Here is a 26,370-nt window from a genome sequence, read left to right as displayed (position 1 = left end):
AATGCCTAGCGCTGTGGAGGACTCATGCCATTTAGTCTACTGAAATATGGATTAAGTTCTGAATATCCTGTCGAAGTGGATTTACCTCCACCGACGGCTCTGAAACCGCATTATGATGTGGTGATTATTGGCGGTGGTGGGCATGGTCTTGCGACAGCCTACTACCTGTCTAAATATCACGGTATTACCAATATTGCGGTTCTGGAAAAAGCCTATTTAGGTGGGGGCAATACTGCACGTAATACGGCAGTGATTCGTTCCAACTACCTAACCTCCGAAGGCGTCGAGTTTTATGCCGAATCGGTCAACTTATTTAAAAATCTCTCCAACGAATTTGATTTCAACATTATGTATTCTGAGCGTGGGCAGCTCACACTGGCACATACTGACTCGACTGTCCGTGCCTTCCGCCAACGTGCCGAAGTCAACAAACACTTTGGTGGACGTACCGAAATGCTGGATCGCCAGCAGATTAAAGAGTTAGTGCCTTGCCTGAATCTTGACCCTGCACATTTGCCTGTGTTGGCTGGACTTTGGCATATCGATGGTGCAACTGCACGTCACGATGCCGTGGCTTGGGGTTATGCCAAAGAAGCTGCCAAGCGTGGCGTGGAAATCCATCAACTCACCGAAGTGCAGGATCTGGTGATTGAGAACAATAAAATCAAAGCCATCAAAACCAATCGTGGCACAGTGCAATGTGGCTGTGCAGTACAAGCCATTGCAGGAGCATCTTCGATTTTAATGGCAAAAGCCAAGATCCGCGCACCAATTCAGACCTTCCCGTTACAAGCCATGGTTTCTCAGCCGTTTAAACCCTTCCTGACACCACTGGTCAGTTCATCGGCTTTGCACTGTTATGTACAACAAACCAGCCGTGGCGAAATCGTGTTTGGTGGTGGTTCAGATCCATATCCACTGTATAACACTCGCTCAACTCTAGACTTGAAAGAAAGCTTACTGGCACATGCCATTGAAATGTTCCCGTTTATGGCCAATGTCAAACTCATGCGCCAATGGGCAGGCATTACTGATATGACCCCCGACTACAGCCCGATTATGGGAAAATCGCCTGTTGATAATTACTACCTCGATGCAGGTTGGGGAACCTGGGGCTTTAAAGCCACGCCGATCTGCGGCAAGACCATGGCAGAACTGGTGGCAACTGGCAAGACCCCTCGCCTGATTGAACCTTTTGCACTGGAGCGTTTCAGCACCTTCCAGCAAGTCAATGAAATGGGCGCAACTGCGGCGAGCCACTAAGGAGAATCTGATGAAAATTATGCCTTGTCCACTCAATGGTCCACGCAATATCAGTGAATTTGTCTATGGTGGCGAACTCAAAGACATGCCAGACCAAAACCACTGTAGCGACTATGAATGGGCAGATTACGTGTTTAACTGCGACAACCTTGCAGGCATTGTGCGTGAATGGTGGATGCATGCTCCAAGCAGTTATTGGTTTATTGCCGAACGCAACACCATTACCGATGAAATTTTAAAAACTTATGACCCAAAAGAGTTGTTTCAGCAACGGGTCGAATTTAATGAAAGCAGCCCATCTTCAGTTCACAAGGAGTCTTTGACATGAACCGATTACCCCTGCCTTATGGGCTGTTAATTAATCGCCAACAGCCTGTTGAATTTGAATTTGACCACAGCCGTTTCCAGGGCTTTGCAGGTGACAGTATTGCCAGTGCGCTCGTTGCCAATCAGCGCTGGATTATGTCACGCTCATTTAAATACCATCGTCCACGCGCACCGCTAACCATGGCAGGACAAGATGCCAACACTTTGGTGCAACTGCCTGAAGAAGCCAATGTGCTTGCCGATACCACGGTGATTAAACCGAATATGCAAGTCACTGGGCAAAACTTTTCAGGTTCACTCCTGAAAGACTCGGATGCCTTTTTGGGTAAATTTTCCAAGTTTATGCCTGTCGGGTTTTACTATCGCTCGTTCTACAAACCGAAAGGCGTCTGGAAACTTTGGGAACCGATTATTCGTAAAAAGGCAGGTTTGGGGGTTCTGGATCTCAACTTTCAGCCTGAATATTACGACAAAGCCTATTTGTTTACCGATGTTGCCATTATTGGTGCAGGCCCTGCGGGTTTACAGGCAGCACTGACAGCAGCAGAGTTAGGCGCGAAAGTTCTACTGATTGAACAAGAGAAAATCTTGGGGGGTAGTCTGAACTATGCTCGCCTTGATGCAGCAGGCAAACAAGCGGCTGAACTCAAACAACGTCTAGTCAGTGCCGTTGAACAACACGCACAGATTACTGTACTGACTGAAGCCACTTGTAATGCATGGTTTACCGATCATTATTTGCCGATTATCCAAGGCAAACGCATGTACAAAGTCCGTGCAGCGCAATGTATCGTGGCGAGTGGCAGCTTCGATCAACCCGTGATTTTCCGTAACAATGACTTGCCTGGTGTGATTTTGTCGAGTGCGGCACAACGCCTGATGAAACTCTATGCAGTGAAACCTGCGCAAACGGCAGTGGTGTTGACTGGACATGATGATGGTTATTTAACAGCCCTAGATTTGGCGGAAGCAGGTGTAACCGTCAAAGCCGTGGTGGATATGCGTCCTGTAGCATCTGATACTACCTTATTGAGTGCGGTAAAAGCCAAAGGTATTGCCTGTCATTTGAGTAGCACTGTATATGAAGCCTTGCACAATAGTGGCATGCAGCACCTGACTGGTGTGGATGTACGCCGCATCGTGGCTGAAGGTCAGGTCGATGCCAACGCTCAGAAAATTGACTGTGATGTCCTGTGCATGTCAGCAGGTTACATGCCTGTGTATCAGCTGCTATGTCAGGCGGGTGGCAAGCTGAGCTACAACGATCAACAAGCGGCATTTAACATTTCAGGCTTACCAAAAGGCTTGTCGATTACAGGTTCGGTCAATGGTATTCACCAGATTGAGCATGTTTTACAAGATGCCAGCTACATTGCCAAAGTTGCAGTTACCGCTTTGCGTGGCGAAGATGCCAGCAAAATCACTGCACCAAATGTTAAAGAAAGCTCAATGAATTTTCCTTGGCCGATCTTTGAACACCCTAAAGGTAAAGAATTTGTCGATTTCGATGAAGATCTGCAAATTCGCGATATCGTCAATGCCACCAAAAGTGGTTATCGCGATGTACAACTGGTCAAACGCTTTTCGACTGTCGGTATGGGACCATCGCAAGGTCGTCACTCTGCACTGCCAACAGCACGTTTGGTGGCAAAATCGACTCAACGCAGTATCAGCGAAACAGGTGTGACCACTGCCCGCCCTCCGTTTACTGCCGAGAAACTGGCACATGTTGCGGGACGTGGTTTCGACCCATTTCGCCAAACTCCAATGCATGCTCGCCACCTTGCAGCAGGTGCAAAAATGATGCCTGCGGGCAACTGGCAACGCCCTGCTTTTTATGGCAATCCTGAACAGCGCCTAGAACACATTGCACGTGAAGTACAAAACGTGCATCAAAATGTCGGCATCATTGATGTCTCAACCCTGGGTGGACTAGATGTTCGCGGCCCAGATAGCGCCGAGTTTTTAAACCGTTTATATACCTTTGGTTTTGCCAAACTTCCTGTTGGGAAAACCCGTTATGCCGTGATGACCAATGAACATGGCGTGGTGATTGACGATGGTGTGGCTGCGCGCCTGAGTGAAAACCATTTTTATGTGACTGCAACCACCAGTGGTGTCGATCGGATTTATCAACAAATGTTGAAATGGAATGCCCAGTGGCGTCTCAGTATTGATATTTCTAACGTCACCACAGCACTCGCAGCGCTGAATATTGCAGGGCCGAACTCACGCCAAGTCATGCAAAAAGTCTGTCAGGATGTGGATTTATCCAATGCAGCTTTCCCATATCTAGGCGTGCGTACAGGCACGATTCATGGCATTCCTGTACGGATTTTACGGGTCGGCTTTGTCGGTGAACTCGGTTATGAAATACATTTCCCTGCACGTTTTGGCGAATACATGTGGGATACCCTCCTGCAGGCAGGTCAACCCTTTAACATGCAGCCATTTGGCGTGGAAAGCCAGCGTTTACTGCGTCTTGAAAAAGGTCACATTATCATCAGCCAAGACACCGATGGCATGACTCATCCACAAGAGGTGGATCTGGGCTGGGCGGTTGCACGCAAAAAACCGTGGTTTGTCGGTAAACGTTCGATTGCGATTTTGGAAGCACAGCCTTTAAAACGCAAACTGGTGGCATTTGAACTGGACAAACATCAGACTCAACCGCTTGAAGGACATATTGTCCTCAATGGCGACAAAATCACAGGCAACATCACTTCTTGTGAATACTCGCCAACGCTCGACAAGATTATTGGCTTGGCCTATGTCGGAATTGAACAAAGTGAAATCGGGCAAAACTTCCCGATTCGGGTAGAACACGGCGCAATGGTCCATGCCAAAGTGGTCAAAGCCCCATTTTATGATCCAGACAACCAACGGCAGGAGGTTTGATGATGCAAACTCTAGCAACTGAACACAGTCCAATTGCACAACAACCTTATAATGTTTTTGGACGTAGCAAACGCGAATTTTTAAGCGAAGCAACTTCTCAGGCTGAACGAAAAATTCAGCACTGTGCGGTAGTTGACCTGACCAATTTGTCACGTGTGGGTTTTCGTGGCTTGGACAGTGCAGCCTATTTGCACCGTTTTGGTTTTAGCCTGCCTGAACGTCCCAACCATGCTCTGGCACAGGTCGATGGTAGCTGGATTGCGCGACTGTCGATGACGGAATATTTAGTTTTGGGCAGTCTGGATGATTTTGGTGAACGGATTGCCCAGCTTGAAAATGACTGGCGACCCGATGAACAATACGCCAACTATTTGTTACCACGTCAGGACAGCCACGCATGGATACAACTGACAGGTCAGTTCAATACCGAAATTATGGCAAAACTCTGTGCCGTGGATTTATCAACTGAAGCCTTTCCAGTGGGTAAAGTGGCGCAAACCTCGGTGGCACGAGTGAATGCCATCGTGATCAATGTCAGTGACCTGCAAACGCAAAAACTGAATATTCTCTGCGACCGTGCCGCAGCGCTGTATTTGTGGCAAGTCCTGCAAGATGCCATTTCAGAATTCGGCGGTGAGATTAGCGGCATTGAAGGTTTAATTTAAATTATAACAACCGACCAGACATCTGAATGTTTCAGGTGTCTTTTACTTTAAGAGGATATAATAATGAAACTGATCACTGCAATTATAAAACCGTTCAAACTGGATGATGTGCGTGAAGCACTCGCAGCTATTGGTGTACAAGGCGTAACCGTGACTGAAGTCAAAGGCGCAGGTCGACAAAAAGGACATACTGAAATGTACCGCGGTGCAGAGTATGTGGTGGATTTTCTACCTAAAGTCAAACTTGAAATTGCACTGGACAATTCAGCACTTGATCAAGCCATTGAAGCGATTAGCAAAGCTGCCGCAACAGGTAAAATTGGTGATGGCAAAATTTTTGTATCCCATCTAGAACAGGTAATTCGGATTCGCACAGGCGAAACTGGTGTGGATGCATTATAAAACCAAATTCCAGATACAACCTGAATGCTCATGATCGGCAGCATGGATGCCGCCATATATACATTATAAGGGTCAGTACAACAAAAGCTTGATTGCTTCGTGGAGTATTCTCCTCACTTTTTTTAAAGATCAAGCATCATCTGTGTCTCTCATCTTTGCTTTCTTCATCAAGATCAGAATCCCTGATGCAAACTACTCTCAAAGACAGCCAAATCGATCTTGAATATTAACCCTAGAAAAGTTCGATCCTTCATTAAAGCTTGCCATGAATGATAAAGAACTAACCTTGCATTGATTTTTAGACTTGCTTTACTCTTTTTGTTATTTTTACAGAGAAAATCGACTGCTTTCATGATGATTTTTCCACTTTACATTTCTCTCGTTGGAAAAAGTAAGCGATGAAAAAAATCGAGTTAGATTCTGCTTTTCTATCTCCATATCTTTACTTGATCGAGTATAAACAAAATGAACTGGTTAGCTGCTGCACCAACCCTTGAACATGACAACCTTCGTCTTGAACCACTGAGCATCGAACATTTGCAAAGTTTGATTGCAGCTACACAAGATGGTGAACTGTGGAATATTCGCGTCACTTCTGCTCCACATCCCGATCAGGTTGCAGCGTATATTGAACATGCCTTACAACAGCGCGAACAGCAACAACGCCAAGCCTTTGCAGTCATTAACACACAAACAGGCAAAGTACTCGGAACCACCAGTTATCACGATATTGTGCCCAACATTCAGCGCCTTGAAATTGGTTATACCTGGTATGCTGCTTCGGTGCAGAGAACCCATGTGAATACCACCTGTAAATTCCTGCTATTACGCCATGCCTTTGAAGATTTAGGTGCACAGCTTGTGGGCTTTCGTACGGATAATTTTAATTACCGCAGCCAACGGGCGATTGAACGTTTAGGTGCAAAAAAAGATGGAGTTTTGCGCCATCATCAACCGCGCAAAGATGGCACAGTGCGTGATACCGTCATGTACAGTATTCGTGCTGGAGAATGGGCAGAGATCAAAGCGCATTTGCAGGATTTATTGCAGAAAGTGTATTAATATTTTTTGATATAAAAGGCGTTTTTCATCAGTTACTATTTTAAATAATAGACTCACCATTAAGATACCTTCATCCTCTTGCAGAATGTTCCTCATCCCAAGAGGGAGAAGGAACTTTTAATCACAATTTGATTCTGCTCTCTCAGATTTCTATTTTATCTCAAACATCATCTTTTGGATTTAAAGGTGTAGGCAGAATCAACTGGTAAAATGCTGCATCCAGCCAACGTCCAAACTTAAAACCGACCTGCGGGAATGTTCCCGAATGTTCAAAACCTAAACGTTCATGCAAGGCTATGCTCGCCTGATTACTGGCATCAATACAGCCAATCAACACATGTACCTGCCCGTGTTGTTTTGCGCGTTCAATCAGGGCTTGCAACAACAGTTTTCCTAAACCGCGCCCACGTTCTTCATGATGAATATAAATACTGTGTTCAACCGTATATTTATACGCAGGGAATGCGCGAAAGCTGCCCCAACTGGCAAAGCCAAGTAACTTGCCTTCAATATCGGCTGCACCAATCACGGGAAAACCATGTTCACGTTTAGAGGCAAACCAAGTTTGAATCTGTTCCAAACTGCGCGGTTTATAATCATACAACGCCGTTGAGTTTAAAATCGCTTCATTAAAAATGTCTAAAATAGCTTGAGCATGCTCAGCTTCATTACATTCAATGAGTTGAATATTTTCACTTTTGTACATTGCTTGTATTCCTATTGTCATTACATTTCACACACTGCTACCAAGTAACGAGCTTCTTGGGCTGTAAAATTTTGAAAAACGATGGGCTGATTTAGTTGAATCGACAGGCAATCACCTTGCTGCAAGGTATAGCTCTGTTCGCCACAGTGAATTTTCATTTCACCTTCTAACAGCCAAATCTGTTGATAAACTTTGACCTCACGCGGTACAAAGTCATAAGAAACCTGCGTATTTGCAGGGAAAGTAATTTCAGCCAGTTGCATCGGTGATGCCACACTCACAGGCGACAAATTACGTCGTAGATAACCCGATGCAGGATCACGCCATTGCTTCTGCTGCTCATAACGTAATAATGGTGACTCACTGGTTGTTGTATCAAAGACAAATAGACTCGCCAATGAAACATCCAAAGCGGCAGCAAGTTTTTCAAGAATCACCGCTGTAGGGCTGGTTGCAGCACGCTCAATCAGGGAAATACTGGAGCGGCTAACCCCACTTCGTGCCGCCAACTGCTCGAGTGAATAGCCTTTAGCAAGACGTAGTTCACGGATATGCTGGGCGATGTGCTGATTAATATCAGGTTGTTGTTCGCTCATAACCCTCCTTTTTATATTCAATATATTAGAATATTAATCCAATATAATAGAATTCAAAAAATAGATGCAAGAGAATTTTGTATAGTTTTCATTTTGATCTGCTCGTTAATCTTTTTAAAAATGCTTAGGCTATTTATATGACACAGCAAATTCCCATAAAAAAAATCCTGCTGGATGCAGGATTTTGGATGTAATAAGGCAAATTAACCTTTTGCTGTTCTTTTGAGTTTTTGTGGATCATCAAACGGTAAAGTATGGGTAATCGCATTGACTTCCAAACTGCCTTTGACCTGAATCTCGCGTCCTTGCACCGCATAAGGTACATCAACCCGTGCTAAAGCCACTGACTTCTTGCTGAGTGGTGAATACATACCACAGGTAATCACCCCGATTTGCGTATCGCCATCCCACAAGGTATCACCCATTTGCGCAGCTTGCTCACCTTCGAGCATCACACCAAAAATCTTGATGCGTTCTTTACCTTGCAAGCGTTTATGCTCATAGCCGCCGCGAAATTCGCCCTTACTCGGTGAAACGGTAAAGTCGAGTCCAAGTTCCCATAAGCTATCGCCTGACTTGTCATTTTTAAATGGGAAATACTCAGAGTTATCATAAGGATAAAACAGTAAATAACTTTCTACGCGTAACCAGTCCAAAGTCACAAATGAGCATGGAATAATGCCGTACTTCCCACCTTTTTCTAAAATCGTATCCCAAATCAGCGGTGCATCCATGGCCTTGCAGAAAATTTCATAACCACGCTCGCCCGTATAGCCTGTGCGTGAAATCATCACAGGGCAACCAAACAGTTTGGTCTGTATGTGATGGAAATACGGTAAGTTGCGAATATCAGGGATATATTCCGCAAGGAAATCCACTGCCAAAGGCCCCTGTAAGGATAAATCATGCAGGTCATCATCAAACAGCACCGCAACTTGGCGGCCTGTTGCCGAACGGGTCAGCATTTCCAAACCAATCCCTGTGCCGTGTACCACCATAAAGGCATTCGGCCCTGTACGATAAATCACGCAGTCATCGACAAATTTTCCTTCTTCATTCAGCATGGTGGCATACACCGACTTGCCTGGATAAAGCTTAGAAATGTCGCGTGAGGTGGCATATTCGAGCAAGCTTTCTGCATGTGGCCCCACATAATGCACTTTTTTCAGACCTGAAACATCCATCAAACCTGCTTTGGTTCGGATCGCCAGATAATGCTCAGCAGTGTCACTGGCATAGGTCCATGCCGTTCCCATACCATTCCAGTCTTCCAGATTTGAGCCAAGCTGACGGTGACGTTCTGCCAGTGCTGAAATACGCCATAAATTTGCCATAAGTATTTTTCCTTCATTTTGTATCAATATCAATTCATTGTTAAATCATGGTTTATTCTTGGTCGAACTGACTCAGCCATTGCACCAGTGGTTCGCGGTAACGGCTAATGCCTTTGTAGTCGGCAATTGACTCAGGCAAGTCCCGAATCACCCGATGCAGGCGTTTTGCCCATGCGGGATTGGTGGCCAGATCATTCAGACTAATCAGATAAGTGCGAATGCTAAATAACAGCGCGTTGCTACGTGCAAGACGTGGCATCATTTGCAGCTCAACCCGTAAATGCACTAACTCACCTGCATTGTCTTTAGTGACCAAGCCACGCTCATGCCCCCACAAATGAAAAGTTTCTGAAGAGGTGTCCATGCGTGGATTGATGGTCATCGTCCAATTCAAACGGCGGTACGGATGCCCAACCTGAATGTTGAGCAAAAATTTCAGCGCCCGTTCAAACACGCCTGCATCGTGTGCCAGTTTCGGTACAGGTGCATGCCACTGTTTAAAGCTCATGCCCGCATCAAAGTTTAAGGACCAATCCGCAGGCCCTGTAATCATGCCTGCATCCATAAACAGATCACCTTCTCGCTGATCGAGTAAGGCAATATCACCCTGCAACTGGCGTGAAATAAACTCAAATGCGGGTAGCGGCAGGCTTGAGTCATCACCAAACTGAAAATGCACATCGATATTCATCGGGCGGTTGATCCAGTGCCACGCCTTGCCCTGCCGTTCCAACTGAAAATGTTCAGGATAATCTGCTGACAAATGCAGCATTGCCATTTCCAGAAAATCCCATGCAGCCTGTTGCATATGTGGCAATACAATGCAGCGTTTCGGGTCACTTTTTAGGGTCAAGGCACGCTCATTGACCTCGGTCAGATAATGCTCGTCAATGTCAAACCAATGTTCAAAGATCGTTCCTGGCTTAGATAATGCAGGCTCGATATTCACCGAATACATGTAACTGTCTTCAGGAAATGGAAATGGAAACCGTGCGATAGCTTTGGCGCTGTTGTGATAATGAAACTGATCACGCATATTTTCCGCAGGGTTAAATTGTACGGTCATGGCAGTTCTCCTATAGCTCAAGCTCAATCCGACAGCCTTGTTTGCCTCGTGACACACACGGCATCAACAATTGCTCACGTTCCTGTGGGTTTAAATAATGGTCATGATGCTCAACATCACCTGTATATTTGGTTGCACACTGCCCGCACACGCCACCACGACATAAACTGGTCACGGGAATTTCATGTTTTTCTAAGGCTTCAAGCAGGCTGTAATCACTTGGAACTTCGATTTCCTGTTGGCTTTGAGTGAGATAGGCTGTAAATGGAGCACCTGCCGCAGGCGCTGCAAAAGCTTCGGCGTGAACACGCTGCTTTGACCAGCCCAAAGTTTGCGCTGCATCTTGTACCGCCTGAGTCAGGCGTTCTGGGCCGCAGACATAAACGTGGCTGTTTAAACTTTGTTGCTGCAACAACTGCATTACATCCAAACGGCGCGCAGTTTTTTCAGAATAAATATGCACCTGCTCAGGAAATAACTCGGTCAGCAGTGTTTCATAGGCATTACTGATTTGATCGCGGCAGGCATAGTGCAACTCGAAGGCTTGACCTGTATGCATCAGCTCACGGATATGTGCCAAAAATGGCGTAATCCCGATGCCACCTGCAATAAACACATGCTTATGTGCCTGTGAATGTAGGGCAAATAAATTCAACGGCGCGGAGATATTCAACACATCACCTATCATGACCTGTTCATGTAAAAAGCGAGAGCCGCCACGCGAGTCATCTTGCAGGCGTACTGCGATTTTGTAGTGATCATCGTGTGCTGGGTCATTGGTCAGTGAATAGGCATTACGCAACATCCGATCTGGCAAAGGTAACTGCACCACCACATGGCTGCCAGAAGAAAATGCAGGTAAAGGCTGATCCAGCGCCTCTAAAGTAAATTCACGAATCAATGGCGTGACTTGCTGAATATCGCGCACACGCACAGGAATTAATGTAGACATACGCCCTCCGCTTGCATCGGTTGATCAGGGTTGGCACATACCCCCATATACGCACCTAAACGCTCGGAAAAATGACTGCGAATCAGCAAATACACACCGCAATGCTCACAACTACAAAACTCTTCGGCAGTCGTGGTTTGCGTTTCACCACAATGTACGCAGTAAACTTTTTTAAGTTCAGACTGGGTTTGAACCAGTTGAATTTCATCTTTCATCAAGCCTTGTGCCATCAAGCTTTGCGTGACTTGCCATAAAAAGATTTCATTGCCACACAGCACCACATGTAGGCCTGCATATGCCTGTTGCAACTGGGCTGTGAGTTCATCTGAAAATGCCTCTGAAGTTGCAAGCAACGTTGGGAATGCTGCAAACTGTTCAGCCAGATGCTGTGCTTCTAAGGTATTGGCTTGTTGTAAAATCAACAGATATTGCCCATGTACAGGTTTGAGCTCCTGTGCCTGCCGATAACTCGGAGTGCTTCGCATAGCCTCTTGCATGGCAGTTACTCCAATAAATAAATTAATATAATCAAATATTTAAATTATTTAATTCATTCAATCAATTCCCTTTAAAACATACCTCTAAGGGGGTAATGCAAGTTCGTGGAGTTTAAAAAAGCAAAAAACCAGTCAAGTGAATTGACTGGTTTTAAATTAGTTAGAGAATACCCTCTGTATCTGCTCGTGCTAGAGGTCATCCACAACCTGCGTGGTCTTTGTTCGATGTTGCTTTTGCAATATAATGGACTCAATGCCGATATTAGACAGGTTTTGTGGATGACAAAGTTTTGGTTACTTTTTTAAAAAAGTAACATCACTCGTAAGACGTCCTTCATGTACTCACCATAAGATGCCGAGTGGTTAGAATTCATGAATAATGGAAAGTGGATGACATTCAGCATGAGCAAATATCAAGGATAATTACATACAACGAATTGGTTTTTAACCAATTAACTTGAGTCAATATCAAATTGATAAACACAATAAGATACATGGAAACGTCAGTTGCATGTCTGAGGTCAGAGCTATATTTTTAAAATGCTGTTTTTCAATATATTAAAACAGTGATGGTATTTGACCGAGTTTGCAACTGACAGATGGTTTTGCCTACTTTTCCCAAAAGAAAAGTAGGTCGAACCTGAACAAGATTGAAATATTTTTCAATCAATGTGCAAGACATAGTGGGTTGATACTGAACTACGAGTCAAATACATCATACTCCATCATCACTATGCAGTAATTTTCAATATTCTAAGCATAGGTTTGTACAGAAACTCAACCTACCCCACTTTTTTCTGCGGCACTTCTGGCGTATCCGTCAAGTAAGCTTCAAGCGAATCATCAAGGGCATCCAGCCACGGCGTATGATGCGGTGCTGCCAACGTGCCTGTAATCGCTGAACGGTAAATATGATCGCGGAAGGTCATGATGTCTTCTTTTTTATGCTTTTTCCATTCAAGAAAAATTAAACGCATGGCTTCAATATCAAAAGTTGGATAATCAGTGGCTTCTATCAGCTCTAAAATGTAATCACCTTGAAACTTATACATTTGTGCAGCATCAGTCAGGGTCTTTTCCTCTTCATGCCATGCTAAAGTATGTGCTTGCATTTCTGATAAACTCGGCAAAGCCATACGGTTTAAAATAATATCGCGCACATACCATGCCTGTGCATCAAACATATTGAAGGTATACCACTGGTCTTGCATGCCCAAATAAAACAGTTTCGGATTTTTCTCCCAAACAACACCTTTATACAACCCTAGTGGATACAAACGATTATCGGTTTTTAAGCGAATTGACTCTTCCATAAACGGGAAATGATGCAGATAACCTGTACATAAAATAATGGCATCAACCTCGGCACTTGTTCCATCAGCAAAATACGCATGCGTCTGATCAACACGTAATAATTTCTGGCGTTCTGACCAATTTGCAGGCCATTTATAACCCATCGGACTATTACGGTAGCAACTAATAATCTGTTTTGCGCCATATTTGTAGCATTGTGAACCAATGTCTTCGGCAGAGTAGCTACTGCCCACCACCAACACAGTTTTATCTTTAAACTCTAGAGCATCTCTAAAGTCATGCGCATGTAAGATGCGCCCGCCAAAACTTTTAAAACCATCATATTCAGGCACTTTTGGTGTAGAGAAATGCCCGCTGGCAACCACGACATAATCAAAGATTTCGGTATACACTACATCTTGATTATGATCATGCACACTCACTGCAAACTGCTGAGTCTGTTCATTAAACTCAATATGACGCACGGCACTGTTGAAACGCACATAACGGCGCACATTGGCTTTTTCGACCCGCCCTTTAATATAATCCCAAAGCACTGCACGTGGAGGATAAGAGCCAATCGGTTTGCCAAAGTGTTCATCAAAACTATAATCAGCAAACTCTAAAGCTTCTTTCGGGCCATTTGACCATAGATAACGGTACATACTGCCATGCACAGGTTCACCATTTTCATCGATCCCTGTGCGCCATGTATAATTCCATAGCCCTCCCCAATCCGCCTGTTTTTCAAAACAAACGATTTCAGGAATATCCGCACCTTTGGCTTGAGCAGACTGAAATGCTCTTAATTGCGCCATCCCACTTGGCCCTGCACCTATAATTGCAACTCGCGTCATAGCTTTATCCCCATGTGATTTTATTAAAAGAGTTAAAGTGTAGAAACACTATGCAATTAACATAGGACGAAGTCTGTGATCGTGAAATTCCTAAGATGGGGTAACACAAATGGGATACCGTGAAACAGCTCTTAAAATTTGCAATAAAAAACCTGCCTAAAAAGGCAGGTTCAAGCAAAAATCTCGACTGATGACTGAGATTATCAAGTTTTGAGTTTGTCTATACTAATCCGTCAGGCAATTATCTGACCAATCCCCCCCTACCCCAATCACGACAATTACCTGTTTCATATTCTGCTCGGACGCATTTCAAATGCATGATTTAGCATAAATAATCGCATGTTATTGAGTCATAAAAGTTGCATAGATTTATCAGCGCATTTGACTAATCCAAACATGACTCATCAATCAAACAAGCCCGTTATATCATCGACTTCAAAACATTATCTTTAAGAAAGAAATGATGAAATAAGGCAGCACAAGCATGAAATCCGACAAGTGAAACAAATACATTACCCAACACTTGATGAATGTCCCCTAAATAAAAATCACCATATAAACTTTCAATGACATATACATTTTGACCAAAAAGTGAATAACTGTCTGCAATACTCGACAAAGCAAGATATCCTGAAACAGGCACAATTATGAGCAACGCATATAAAAGCACTTTGACTGTTTTAAATAGAAAATTTTGTAGTTTATTGATGATTTCATTTTTTGGAAAATCTTTATGTAACAGTAAAAAAGCGATACATCGCAAACAAAATAAAACAAACACGGTCCCGCCAGAAAGAATATGAATTGTTCCAAGTTGAGGATCTTTTAATGGATTCCCACTGGTAATATAAGCTGTCGCAACAGCAATCAGCGTAATCCAGTGAATAGCCATCATAGTTCTAGGATATTTTTTAATCATGGTGATTTCTTAAATTCAACATTTGTAGTTGGATTAAATCACGGGCAATATCCGAATAACATTCACTTTAATAAAAAATACACAAATTAAAGGCATATAGGCTTAATTCTTAAGGGTTTCTTAGGATTTAGCCTGCTGTGAACACCAAATAATTCCCTCAACTGCCAAAATCATATCGCTTTCAGAGTAAACGCCCCAACCAATGTCCTGCACCCACACCACACGCTCTTCATCGGGCAATATACGATATATCACATTGAAAAATTCTTTCTGATTCAGTGCATCTTGTACCGCAGACCACACTGAAGGTGCATCTTCAGGGTGAATCATTTGCCCATAACGTGGCGTATTGAGTAATTCCGCAGGTGTATAGCCTGTCACATCGAAACAGCCATCACTGATGTATTCCATAGTCCAGTCGAAATCATTGCGGGAACGGTACAGCATCATCGGCAAACGCTTAATCAGGTCATTGAGACTCCGCTGCTGTGCCGATTGTAGATATTGTTGTTTAATTTTTTCGGTCTGATCTGACAGTAGTAAACACCAGAAATACTGCTGACTATCGGGTTGACTCAGCAAATAATTGGCCGAGAGCTCAAACCAGCGTAAGTTTTGCTGGGCATCCATCAGGCGGACACGACAGTTTTTAGTCAACTGTGGCGAGCTGAGCAGGCTTTTGAGTTGATAAACATCTTCGGGGTACAACCATTGAGTCAAATCCCGACCATCGGTGCGGCTAAATTGCTGCCAGATGATATTACTTTTATAGATATTCAGGTACTGATCAACAATCAGTACCACTTCGGCAAAACGGTCAAATACAGGCGACCAGTAAGTTTGCAATAGTTGCAAAGGATAAACCTGCGCAGGACGGCGAAACAGTTTCAGCATATCCACCTCAGCTCCGCAGTGATTTGAGATGTTGATGCGCCCACACAGACAACTCCAAACGCGAATGCACATTCAGTTTTCGTAACAGACTTTTGACATAGACTTTGACTGTACCATCACTAATTCCAAGTTCGCGCGCGATCAGTTTATTGTTCAGCCCTTTAGCAATCAGTAATAAGGTTTCCCTTTCACGAGCGGTCATATCTGCCAAATCTTGCTGTTCTTGCTGATCGATTTGCCAAGATTCAGCTTCACTGAGTTGCGGCTGTACACGGCGTACTTGCCGCGCCAGAATATTTACGCCTTGCCCATGTAAGATAATCTGCCCATCCAGTACATCCTGCAATTTTTGTACAATCACTTCGGGCAAAGTATCTTTGGGCAAAAATCCATTGGCGCCAAGCTGTATTGCATCAATCACCACCTGCTCATCTTCACAAGCCGTTAAAATAATCACTTTTAACTCCTGATCACTCTGGCGAATGTGCTTTAAAATCTCCAAACCCGACTCATTTGGCATTTGCACATCGAGCAGCAGCACATCGGGATATTGTTCGGGTAAATCCTGCAAAAAATCCGCACCTGACGCATATTCGGCAAGTACAACATAGCCTTGTTCCTGCCGAATAATATCGGCAACACCACGGCGAAATAGTGCGTGATCATCGACAATACTGACTTTACACATGGGCATATTCCTCTAATGTTGTTCTAAATGCAGCATGACGCAGGTGCCTTGCGGCGAATTGGAAACAAAACGTAGTTCCGCCCCAATGCGTTCCGCTCGCTCCTGCATGATTTCCAGACCAAAACTATCACTGCGTTTGTTCTTTAATTGAATGCCACGTCCGTTGTCACAAATACAAATCTGCAATGCCCCTGAAGCCAGATATTCAATACGTACCTGTGCGCTTGAAGCATGAGAATGTCGCACCACATTGCTCAGGCTTTCCCGAATAATGTAGAGCAGTTGCATGGCATATTTGGCACTAACGTTCAGATGTGCTACACGATTGTCCAGTTCAAAGGAAATGCTGGACTGATGTGCAAATTCATCCATGACTTTTTTTAGTGCTGAAGCAAAATCCAGTTCTTGATAGGCTAAACGTGAAGCCGTAATCAATTCACGCGTTTGCTGATAGGCATAATGGGTATAACTGGCAAGATCTTCACTCAATGGTAACAGTGCGCTATAAGTCGGCTGATTTTTACAAAGGCTGTGCAGTTGTACCGATTTCAGGCGTAAAAAACCCAGTACCTGTGCAATGCTGTCATGAAGTTCTGCAGCAAATTCACGGCGCTCTTTGAGTAAAATTGCCTGCCGTTTTTGTTGCTGTTCAATCCAGTGCTGAAAGCCTTGTTGCAAGGCATCATCGAGTTGTTGTAAATACGGCTGGATACTGCTTTCTATCCCATTGATCTGTTGTACATACAAACGCCACACCACCATTTCTTGCCCAAGCACCAACAAGCGAGCCTGATGGTTCTGAATCTGTAGCAGGTTCTCAACTTGCGACTGTGCATAGTAGGTCTGATTTAACAGCACAGACTGAATCTGGTTTAAATCTTGTCGTTCAAGCTGTGTGCTTTGGGCATGGTAAATAAAACATTCCTGTGTAAATGGATAGCACAACACAAAGCACAGTTTTGGTACATGCTGCATTGCAAAAGTGCTGTCGAGTTGTTGTTGCAGATCATGCAATAGCGCAGGCAATTGTTCATTAGGCTGCTCAACACGGGCAATATTCAGCATCAGTCGGAGCAATACCACCTCAAATTGTGCGGCCAAGAGCTGCTGTTGCAGCGAGGTTTCTGCTACATCTGCACCGGTTCGACGCTTTTGCCATACCTGCGACAAAGACTGCCAAACTTTCATACTTGCTCCATATCGTATTGCCCAATCCACTGCATTTTTGCCCCATTTTATTCTTGATAGTTATAAATTTTGAGCATTATTCATGCCAAAATCAGTTTTTACCTCATTGTGAGTAATCATTCTGGGCAATTGTGATCTGTTTTTGAACTGGCGATATTGAAACTCATCAAGGCATGACAACAGGCAAATGGGCGTGTGGTGATGCAAGTGAGGACAACAGCGCAAAGGCAATGCATATGGGCAATTTATCACAGCATCTTTCAGTCGAAACTGAGCAGTTTTTTCATTTACAAACAGCACTGCAACAGATTCAGTTACGGGTTGATCCACAATCAGCAGCAATATTTGAACTCAATGCTCAAGATGACTTCGAACTGCATCTTCCAACAGGTCAAGGCATTGAAATCCTGGTGCGAAATGCACAAGGTAAAATCCAATTGCCCTTACTGCAACTGGTCAGCCCAAATGGCATTATCGGCATTGGAACAGCAGTACAAACGCTTGAACAACTTGTGCAACAAGACAGCGTTGCTCAGCGTCTTGAATACCAGTTGCAAAAATTCAATATTGCTCAAACTGATTTAGACGTGGTGTTACGTGTTCAACACACTGAGCAAGTTCGTTTTCATGCGCCTGAACCCCTTTCCGTGATTGTGCTTAATACGGGAAAAAATATGCAGGTCGATCAGCAGGATGCCATCGACGAAGTTCAAGTGATGATTCATAAAGCCAAACCGCAGACTGAATATCTGCCTGCACCACTGGCACAACCGATTCAGGAGATCCGTGTCAGTAAAGCCAGTGCCAAAACCTATCGCGTGAAAGCGGGACAATGGATTCAGATTATTGATGTTTCGGGCAAGCAATGCTCGGACTTTTTAGCCTTCGATGCCAATGCACTGAGTCAAGGTCAAGAAATCGGGCTAGATGCAGTCGCAACACGCACACTACTGGGTCATAGCACCCCAAGTCCAGGCATTCACTCACGCTTTTATGGCACAGACATGCAAGCCTTGGTTGAAGCGGTTCAAGATACAGTTGGGCGACATGACATGTTTCTCACCGCCTGTAGTCCAAAATTTTATGAAGACAGTGGCTACTTTGGACATACCTCCTGTACCGAAAACTTTAACCGTATTTTAAATCCACTGGGACTTGCTCCCAAAGCAGCATGGCCAGCCATTAATTTTTTCTACAACACTCAAGTTGAACCCTGCGGCAGCATCAGCATGGACGAGCCGTGGTCACGTGCAGGCGACTACATTTTGTTGCGTGCGCACAAAGATCTGCTCTGTGCATCATCCGCCTGCCCCGATGACATTGACCCATCCAACGGTTGGGTTCCCAGCGATATTCATGTGCGAATTTATGCCGAATCCGAGCAATTTGCACGTTCCCAACTGTACCGTACCCATCCTGAGGAGATGCCCCGCATGACCAAACAAAGTGGCTTTCATTCCCGTATTGCCGCCCTAACCTCACAACTGGTTGAATATCATGGTTATTGGGTGGCTAATGAGTATCATGGCTGGGGCGCTAAAGCCGAATATCTGGCGTGTCGTGAACGTGTGGCCATGATCGACCTAACAGCTTTACGCAAATTTGAAATTACAGGCCCAGACGCAGAAAGTTTCTTGCAATACATGCTCACTCGCAATGTACGCAAACTGGCAATTGGCGAAATTGCTTATTCTGCGATTTGTCTCGATACAGGCGGTATGCTGGATGACGGCACGATTTTCCGTTTGGGAGAAAACAACTTTCGCTGGGTCTGTGGCGATGAATACACAGGTACATGGCTGAAACAAAAAGCTCAAGAACTCGGATATCGGGTCAGTATTCGACATTCTTCAGATCAAATTCACAATGTTGCTGTTCAGGGGCCTCGTAGTCGCGAGTTGCTCAAGCAACTCATCTGGACACCTGAGTATCAACCCAGCCTCGACCAACTGGCGTGGTTCCATTTCACCCTCGGGCGCTTAGGCAATGCCCAAGGCATTCCCGTCATGGTCTCACGTACAGGCTATACAGGCGAGCTGGGCTTTGAAGTGTGGTGTCACCCTACTCATGCTGAACAGGTCTGGGATGCGATCTGGTCGGCAGGACAAGCTTTTGAAATTGCGCCAATGGGTTTTGCAGCACTGGATATGCTGCGCATCGAAGCAGGTCTGATTTTTGCACAACATGAATTTGATGCACAAACCAATCCCTTTGAAGCAGGCATTGGTTTTACCGTTCCATTAAAAAGTAAAGAAGAAGACTTCTTGGGCAAGCAAGCCATGCAAAACCAGACCGCTCAAAGTCGACATAAATTGGTGGGCTTAATCTTGGAACAAAATGAAGCTGCTGAACACGGCGACCTGATTTATGTGGATCGCTACCCTGTCGGTGTCGTCACCAGCGCCACCAATTCACCTTTACTGAAAAAACAGATTGCGCTGTGTCGGGTTGCCCCGCAATACGCCAGTGCCGAGACCCCTTTAGAAGTTGGCAAACTTGATGGGCAAAAGAAACGCCTCAAAGCCAAAGTGGTCAATTTACCATTTTACGATCCCGAACGCACACGGGTACGTGCCTAAGTTTTTCAATTCTCCTGATTGCCGAGTACAAACTGGGCAATCTACAAAAAATGGATGTTTTGTTTCGGCAAAACGCAACGTATTGTGATCATTACACGAGGAGAGAAATATGAATATCCGTTCTATTTCGAGCTTAGTCTTGGGTTGTTTATTGTTGTCGCCACAATTTGCTCAGGCAGCACAAACAGCAACATTAAATCAAACATCGACCTCATGGGTCATGACATCGATTGTTTTTGTCATGATCATGTTTATTCCAGGGCTTGCCTTATTTTATGGCGGCATGCTGCGCAGTAAAAACGTGCTGTCGATCTGTACCCAGTTTTTTGCCTTTGCAGGCATTATCGGGCTGATGTGGATTACCCATATTTACAGCATGATTGTCGATACCACAGGCATGCATGACGGGACTTTTAACCTTGCCAGTTTTGTTGGTGGGTTCGACAAAGCCTTTATGCGAGGCATCACCGATCAGTCTCTCATGGGCGATATTCCTGAATATGTAACCTCAGTATTCGGCATGACCTTTGCCATGATTACCCCTGCGATTGTGGTCGGTGGTTATGCAGAACGCATGAAGTTTAGTGCAATGGTTATTTTTGTGATTTTATGGACAACTATTGTTTACGCACCTATGGCACACATGGTCTGGGGCGGTGTCGGTTCTGCCATGCATAACTGGGGAGTACTTGATTTTGCAGGCGGGACAGCCGTACATATCAACTCAGGGATTGCCGCTTTGGTTGGTGCAATGATCATCGGACGTCGTAAAGACTGGAAAACCCAAAATATTGCCCCACACAACTTGGTCTATACCTTCATCGGTGCGGGTTTACTTTGGGCAGGCTGGTTCGGTTTCAACGTCGGTTCAGCACTGGCAGCCAATGCAAGTGCAGGCTTGATCATGATGAATACTCAAGTCGCTGCTTGTGCGGGCATTGTGGGCTGGATGATCATTGAAAAAGTTCTCGACAGACACACCACGTCTTTAGGTCTTGCTTCTGGTGCCATTGCAGGTCTGGTCGGCATTACTCCAGCGGCAGCTTATGTCGGCGTGTTTGGTGCAGCAGCAATCGGGCTAATCACAGGTATGGTCTGCTTCTATGCGGTCACTCGCCTTAAAAACGTGCTCAACATTGATGACTCTCTCGATGTCTTTGCCCTACATGGAATTGGCGGCATGGTTGGTGGAATTTTGACAGGTATTTTTGCCTCACCACTGTTGGGTGGCAATATTGCAGGTCTGGATTTTGGTACACAGTTTATTTCACAACTCATCGGAATTGGTGTGACTGTTGTCTATAGCGCAGTCTGTACTTGGGGTATCTTCAAAGTGATTGAAATGACTGTTGGTTTGCGTGTTTCACATGAACAGGAAGAAAAAGGTCTCGATCTGAGCGATCATAACGAGCGCGCTTATAACTAAACATTTTAAATACTTTTTCAATCGGGCAGAAGCGCAGCTTCTGCCCGATTTTTTTGCGCCAATTGATTGCAATTCCCTACTATTTTAACGTATTTATGCACATTTTCTGTTCACAAAATATAGCTGTTTCTTTATCCAGACAAGATTATCTATTAAAAACAAACCTTTGATTTCTCAGTCGTTATATTAAATTCACTTTTCATAAAATTTGGTACAAGAATTGCTTATAACCAAAATGAAATTAATATTCTCTGAAAGAATATTAGCAAACCATATATTTTAATTTTTAAAACCGCATCTTCGCCTAACTTTTTGCATACAGGAAGGATCTATGATTTCCCGTTCTCTGGTTAAATTGGCTTTGGGGAGCCTGCTGTTTACCCCTGTCTACGCATTTGCTGCTGATGCACCCTTCGATGCTGCATCTACAGTTTGGGTAATGATCTCTGCCATTTTAGTGCTGATCATGTTCATTCCAGGCTTGGCACTATTTTATGGCGGCATGATTCGCGCTAAAAATATCCTGTCGATTTTTTCGCAATTCTTTGCCATCGCTGCTGTTGTCGGTATTTTATGGGTGAGTTTTGTATATAGCTTGGTTGCCGATACCACAGGCATGACTGAAGGCTCGCTGAATTTGTACAGTTTTGTTGGTGGCTTAAACAAAGCTTTTATGCATGGAATTAACGAGAAAACACTCATCGCGGGTGTACCCGAATATGTGATCGCAGTCTTTGGGATGACCTTCGCCATGATTACTCCAGCCATTGCTGTGGGTGGCTACGCTGAACGCATGAAATTCAGCGCTGTGGTTTTGTTTGGTGCACTTTGGCTGATTTTAGTTTATGGGCCACTGGCACACATGGTCTGGGGTGGTGCAGGTGCAATCATGCACAACTGGGGCGTACTCGACTTTGCAGGCGGTACAGCCGTACATATCAATTCAGGAGTTGCTGCACTGGTTGGGGCACTGATTTTAGGTAAGCGTAAAGGTTGGCCAACCGCATCTATGCCTCCACATAACTTGGTCTTTACCATGATCGGTGCAGCACTGCTTTGGGCAGGCTGGTTCGGGTTCAATGTTGGCTCGGCACTAGCAGCCAATACCACAGCAGGCTTGGTTCTTATGACCACTATGATTGCGACTTGCGGTGGAATTGTCGGCTGGATGTTGATTGAAAAGGCCATAACAGGTCATGTTACTTCTTTAGGTCTCGCCTCTGGTGCTATTGCTGGTTTGGTTGGCATTACGCCTGCGGCAGCTTATGTGGGAGTATTCGGTGCTATTGCTATCGGCCTCATCACCAGTGTTTGCTGCTTCTTTGCAGTAACAGGTCTAAAACGAAAATTTGGTTTTGACGATGCACTCGATGTCTTTGCCTTGCATGGTATCGGCGGTATGGTCGGTGGAGTTTTGACAGGTATTTTCGCTGCACCCTCTCTAGGCGGTAACATTGCCAATTTGGTTATTGGCTCTCAAGTTGTTATCCAGCTCATGGGAATTGGTTTGACTGTTGTGTACTGCGGTTTCTTCACATGGCTAATTTTGACTGTGATTGATAAAACTATCGGCTTACGGGTCAGCATCGAACAAGAACAGCAAGGCCTGGATGTGAGCGATCACAATGAAAAAGCCTATAATCCTTAATTGCTTATTGTAATCGGCTATGCCACACTCAAGCCAACATCCGCAGTTGAACACTGCGGATTTTTTGTCTGAGGTTTTGCATATTTAAGGATCACCACATGTACGTTCCTGCGCAGTTTGAAGAAAAAAATTTAGATGCTTTATATGATTTAATCAATAACAATGCTCTCGGCTGCCTGATGACCCAGCACGATGGACGACTCGATGCCAATCATATTCCGTTTGAACTCTGCACAGAAACCCAAAGTTTAGGTGTTCTTAAAGCCCATATTTCCCGTGAAAATCCATTATTTCAGCAACTCCAAGATCAAGATGAAGTTTTGGTCGTATTCCAAGCTGATCAAGGTTATATTTCGCCCAACTGGTATCCTGAAAAATTACAGCATCATCGGGCTGTACCCACATGGAACTATCGCGTGGTGCATGTTCGCGGCAAAATCCGTATTCATGATGACGAAAAATTTCTACGCGGTTTATTGGCGCGCCTAACCCGCCAACATGAAGCAACTCAACCACAGCCGTGGAAAATGTCAGATGCGCCTGCAGACTATGTGGCTGAATTGCTACGTGAAATTGTCGGGATTGAAATTGAAATCACCGAGCTGCAAGGCAAATTCAAGATCAGTCAAAACCGTTCGGTTAAAGACCGTCAAGGTGTAGTCAAAGGACTGGCTGAACAAGGCAATCTGGCTTTATCACAGTCTGTACAAAGTACATTATTAGAATAAATTTACGCCGATAAAACCTTTAACGTTGTAATGGTTATCTGTTAAGGGGTTTTACAATAAGTGATTAATTTTTATATATTTACTCTAAATCCTGACTTTAAAAGCATATTAATGAGAAGCCCTGCATCACAAGAAAAAACCTTGTAAATGGCTCTGCTGAAAATCACAAAACATTTAAAATTAAAAAAGAAAATGCCAGTCAGCTTCTTTACTGACTGGCATTATTCTAAATCTTAGAAAATTTTTGATATGCTTTACTTATGCTGCAACCGTTGCAGGCACACCACTATGGAAGCGGAAAATATCATCAGGATCTAAGATCAGGTTTTTTTCAACTTCACGAATATGTGCAATACGCTGCTGAATATCTTCTTCAGGTTTTTTCATTTTTGCAGTTTTTGCCACATCAAGTGCAAGCGCCAAATAATCTTCATAATGGCGTGACTCTGACTTGAGCAAATAGCGATAATAACGCCCTAACTCTTCATCAACCAGTGGTGCTAAAGCATAGAATCGTTCACATGAACGTGCCTCTACAAATGCCCCGATAATCAGGACATCCACCAGTGCTTCAGGCTCATAAGTGCGGATTTCTTTGCGTAGACCACCCGCATAACGCCCTGCACTCACGGCTTTCCATTCCTGACCACGCTTTGCCATGAACTCTAACACTTGTTCATAGTGCAGCATTTCTTCACGTACCAGCTGTGCCAGTTTGACCTGCAAATCGGTAAAGAAGCTATAACGGAACATCAGATTCATCGCTGTTCCAGCAGCCTTTTTTTCACAGTTAGCATGATCTTGCATCAATAATTCTAGATTATTCAATGCTTCATCTAACCATGCTTTAGGGGTTTCACAGCCTAAAAAACCGATGACAGGCTGCATCAATTCATCATAATCTGGCGTTGACATTATTCACTCGCTGCCTGAATTGCAGCTTTCATTTGTTGTACTGCTTGTTCCAAACCGACAAATACGCTATCTGCAATAATCGAATGTCCGATGTTCAATTCATGAATTTGTGGAATCGCAGCAATCGGTGCCACATTCTCCAGATTCAAACCATGACCTGCATTCACCACCAGACCTTTTGCCACGGCATATTCAGCACCCTGAATAATGCGTTGCAATTCGTGTTGCTGTGCTTCAGGGGTTTCTGCATCGGCATAAGCACCTGTATGCAGCTCAATGGTCGGTGCACCACAAGCTACCGCTGCATCAATTTGTGCGACATCCGCATCAATAAACAACGATACATCACAACCAATCGCAGTGAGTTCCTGAGTCGCAGCTTTAACATGTTCAAAGTTACCGACAACATCCAGACCACCTTCCGTGGTCAATTCCTGACGTTTTTCAGGTACAAAGCAAACATGATGTGGCTGGATCTCTTTGGCAAATGCCACCATTTCATCAGTCACTGCCAATTCCAAATTCATACGTGTCTTCAATGCTGGGCGCATGCGACGCACGTCATCATCTTGAATATGACGACGATCTTCACGCAAATGCAAGGTAATTCCTTCTGCACCTGCCTGCTCACAAATGAGTGCAGCTTTGACAGGATCAGGATATTGGGTTCCACGCGCCTGTCTTAAAGTCGCGACATGGTCAATATTTACACCCAGTAAGGCAGCCATAACGTATTTCCTATTTAGTTCTGAACTTGACGATGCTGTATCCACAACTGCCGACTTTTCAAGGGTCGTTCGCCCAAAAGTGCGGTTATCATTTGTCGGTAAAGCTTGGTGAGACATTGTAACTGCTGTACAGAAAAATCCCCACCCTGAATATGTGATTGCATGCCTAAAATCATTTCGCCTTGCAAGTTTGCAGGGCTATGACTAACCGCAGGTAAAAAACCTTCATTGAGATGGAACTGATAATAGGCTTCAGGCACAAGATCATTCTGATTAGCATCTTTTGAAAAATCAATTGCATAACCCAATTCTTGCAATAATACATGCTCAAACTGACGTAAAATCTGCTTTAAAAATATAGGTTTTTCTGTTTCAGTTTTCAGATTTAAATGCTGTAAATTTTGGACTGCCGATGCATATTGCAAAAAACTCTGTGGCAAGGCTTCTTCTAATGGGCATAAACGTAAAATCAGTTCATTCAGGTAGAAACCACAAAAGAAAGCATCCCCATGAAAAAAAATCGGTTGGGATTGAATTTCCAGATGACTAAAGTTTTTGAGTTCTGATTTGCCAGAAGCCTGTAAGCGCAATGGCTGATATTGTGGTGGCGAGTTTTGTCGTAATACACCATCTATTCGCCCATATTCTTGGCTAAAAATATGAACTATCTGACTACGTTCGCGGTATTTTCGGTGATGAATGAGATACCCATGTAAGACTTCATTGCGCATGAAACAGT

The 26,370-nt window shown here is 44.3% G+C and carries 24 protein-coding genes; 10 read left to right on the top strand and 14 right to left on the bottom strand.

The features are described from left to right. Positions 1–24 precede the first annotated feature (24 nt). The 6 genes from ACX1N5_RS05310 (at position 25) to ACX1N5_RS05285 (ending at position 6,617) form a co-directional block, all read left to right on the top strand. Entirely contained in the window at positions 25–1,263 is a 1,239-nt protein-coding gene (locus ACX1N5_RS05310) for an FAD-dependent oxidoreductase (RefSeq protein ID WP_458800285.1), read from the top strand. A 10-nt stretch (positions 1,264–1,273) separates the two neighbouring features. After that, a complete protein-coding gene (locus tag ACX1N5_RS05305; protein ID WP_458800287.1) occupies positions 1,274–1,591 on the top strand; it encodes a sarcosine oxidase subunit delta in 318 nt (105 codons plus the stop codon). Continuing rightward, positions 1,588–4,488, top strand: coding sequence for a 2Fe-2S iron-sulfur cluster-binding protein (locus ACX1N5_RS05300; RefSeq protein WP_458800289.1), 2,901 nt, complete (start codon positions 1,588–1,590; stop codon positions 4,486–4,488). Before ACX1N5_RS05305 ends, ACX1N5_RS05300 begins: the two co-directional genes overlap by 4 nt. Then, entirely contained in the window at positions 4,488–5,153 is a 666-nt protein-coding gene (locus ACX1N5_RS05295) for a sarcosine oxidase subunit gamma (protein ID WP_458800291.1), read from the top strand. The genes ACX1N5_RS05300 and ACX1N5_RS05295 overlap by 1 nt, the downstream gene beginning before the upstream one ends. A 63-nt stretch (positions 5,154–5,216) precedes the next feature. Beyond that, a complete protein-coding gene (locus tag ACX1N5_RS05290; protein ID WP_116727124.1) occupies positions 5,217–5,555 on the top strand; it encodes a P-II family nitrogen regulator in 339 nt (112 codons plus the stop codon). A 465-nt stretch (positions 5,556–6,020) separates the two neighbouring features. After that, positions 6,021–6,617, top strand: coding sequence for a GNAT family N-acetyltransferase (locus tag ACX1N5_RS05285; protein ID WP_458800293.1), 597 nt, complete (start codon positions 6,021–6,023; stop codon positions 6,615–6,617). A gap of 160 nt (positions 6,618–6,777) precedes the next feature. On the opposite strand, the gene ACX1N5_RS05280 is transcribed toward ACX1N5_RS05285, so the two are convergent. From ACX1N5_RS05280 to ACX1N5_RS05230, 11 genes are all read right to left on the bottom strand, one after another. Beyond that, a complete protein-coding gene (locus tag ACX1N5_RS05280; protein WP_458800295.1) occupies positions 6,778–7,323 on the bottom strand; it encodes an N-acetyltransferase family protein in 546 nt (181 codons plus the stop codon). Positions 7,324–7,343: 20 nt separating this feature from the next. Further along, the gene (locus ACX1N5_RS05275) at positions 7,344–7,919 is read right to left on the bottom strand and encodes a helix-turn-helix domain-containing protein (RefSeq protein WP_458800297.1); all 576 of its coding nucleotides are present in this window, start codon (positions 7,917–7,919) and stop codon (positions 7,344–7,346) included. 203 nt (positions 7,920–8,122) lie between these two features. Further along, positions 8,123–9,253, bottom strand: a complete 1,131-nt coding sequence (locus ACX1N5_RS05270) for an aminomethyltransferase family protein (protein ID WP_458800299.1) — start codon at positions 9,251–9,253, stop codon at positions 8,123–8,125. 52 nt (positions 9,254–9,305) lie between these two features. Then, positions 9,306–10,319, bottom strand: a complete 1,014-nt coding sequence (locus ACX1N5_RS05265) for a heme-dependent oxidative N-demethylase family protein (protein WP_458800301.1) — start codon at positions 10,317–10,319, stop codon at positions 9,306–9,308. Positions 10,320–10,329: 10 nt separating this feature from the next. Beyond that, entirely contained in the window at positions 10,330–11,271 is a 942-nt protein-coding gene (locus ACX1N5_RS05260; RefSeq protein WP_458800303.1) for a PDR/VanB family oxidoreductase, read from the bottom strand. Further along, a complete protein-coding gene (locus ACX1N5_RS05255; protein ID WP_458800305.1) occupies positions 11,259–11,768 on the bottom strand; it encodes a dimethylamine monooxygenase subunit DmmA family protein in 510 nt (169 codons plus the stop codon). The genes ACX1N5_RS05260 and ACX1N5_RS05255 overlap by 13 nt, the downstream gene beginning before the upstream one ends. A 782-nt stretch (positions 11,769–12,550) precedes the next feature. Continuing rightward, positions 12,551–13,918, bottom strand: a complete 1,368-nt coding sequence (locus ACX1N5_RS05250) for an NAD(P)-binding domain-containing protein (RefSeq protein ID WP_458800307.1) — start codon at positions 13,916–13,918, stop codon at positions 12,551–12,553. A gap of 421 nt (positions 13,919–14,339) precedes the next feature. Then, entirely contained in the window at positions 14,340–14,837 is a 498-nt protein-coding gene (locus ACX1N5_RS05245) for a cytochrome b (RefSeq protein WP_458800309.1), read from the bottom strand. A 120-nt stretch (positions 14,838–14,957) separates the two neighbouring features. After that, positions 14,958–15,731 (bottom strand): PAS domain-containing protein, encoded by a 774-nt coding sequence (locus tag ACX1N5_RS05240; RefSeq protein WP_458800311.1) that lies wholly within the window; start codon positions 15,729–15,731, stop codon positions 14,958–14,960. Positions 15,732–15,738: 7 nt separating this feature from the next. Beyond that, positions 15,739–16,419, bottom strand: a complete 681-nt coding sequence (locus tag ACX1N5_RS05235) for a response regulator (protein WP_458800313.1) — start codon at positions 16,417–16,419, stop codon at positions 15,739–15,741. 12 nt (positions 16,420–16,431) lie between these two features. Next, positions 16,432–17,607 carry a sensor histidine kinase gene (locus tag ACX1N5_RS05230; protein WP_458800315.1) on the bottom strand — a complete coding sequence of 392 codons (1,176 nt, stop codon included), beginning with the start codon at positions 17,605–17,607 and terminating at the stop codon, positions 16,432–16,434. Positions 17,608–17,843: 236 nt separating this feature from the next. Between ACX1N5_RS05230 and ACX1N5_RS05225 the strand changes: the two genes are divergently transcribed. The 4 genes from ACX1N5_RS05225 to ACX1N5_RS05210 all read left to right on the top strand — a co-directional run bounded on the left by ACX1N5_RS05225 (position 17,844) and on the right by ACX1N5_RS05210 (position 23,988). After that, positions 17,844–20,186, top strand: a complete 2,343-nt coding sequence (locus ACX1N5_RS05225; RefSeq protein ID WP_458800317.1) for a DUF1989 domain-containing protein — start codon at positions 17,844–17,846, stop codon at positions 20,184–20,186. Between the two features lie 109 nt (positions 20,187–20,295). Further along, positions 20,296–21,612: an ammonium transporter gene (locus tag ACX1N5_RS05220; RefSeq protein ID WP_458800319.1), complete on the top strand. Its 1,317-nt coding sequence runs from the start codon at positions 20,296–20,298 to the stop codon at positions 21,610–21,612. Between the two features lie 331 nt (positions 21,613–21,943). Then, on the top strand, positions 21,944–23,260 hold the full coding sequence (locus tag ACX1N5_RS05215; RefSeq protein ID WP_458800321.1) for an ammonium transporter: 1,317 nt from the start codon (positions 21,944–21,946) through the stop codon (positions 23,258–23,260). A gap of 98 nt (positions 23,261–23,358) precedes the next feature. Further along, the gene (locus ACX1N5_RS05210; RefSeq protein ID WP_131379787.1) at positions 23,359–23,988 is read left to right on the top strand and encodes an FMN-binding negative transcriptional regulator; all 630 of its coding nucleotides are present in this window, start codon (positions 23,359–23,361) and stop codon (positions 23,986–23,988) included. A gap of 258 nt (positions 23,989–24,246) precedes the next feature. Here the strand turns inward: ACX1N5_RS05210 and miaE are convergent, their stop codons facing one another. Genes miaE through recO form a run of 3 tightly spaced genes read right to left on the bottom strand, consistent with a single transcriptional unit; the run spans position 24,247 to position 26,362 of the window. After that, positions 24,247–24,903: a tRNA isopentenyl-2-thiomethyl-A-37 hydroxylase MiaE gene (gene miaE, locus ACX1N5_RS05205; RefSeq protein ID WP_458800323.1), complete on the bottom strand. Its 657-nt coding sequence runs from the start codon at positions 24,901–24,903 to the stop codon at positions 24,247–24,249. Further along, complete coding sequence (pdxJ, locus tag ACX1N5_RS05200; RefSeq protein WP_458800325.1) at positions 24,903–25,631, bottom strand: pyridoxine 5'-phosphate synthase; 729 nt, start codon at positions 25,629–25,631, stop codon at positions 24,903–24,905. Before pdxJ ends, miaE begins: the two co-directional genes overlap by 1 nt. A gap of 14 nt (positions 25,632–25,645) precedes the next feature. After that, entirely contained in the window at positions 25,646–26,362 is a 717-nt protein-coding gene (gene recO / locus ACX1N5_RS05195) for a DNA repair protein RecO (protein ID WP_458800327.1), read from the bottom strand. Between the last annotated feature and the right edge of the window lie 8 nt (positions 26,363–26,370).

Source organism: Acinetobacter sp. ANC 4636 (assembly GCF_054454555.1).
Note: the sequence above shows the minus strand (reverse complement) of the source record. Positions and strands in the feature narration are given on the sequence as shown.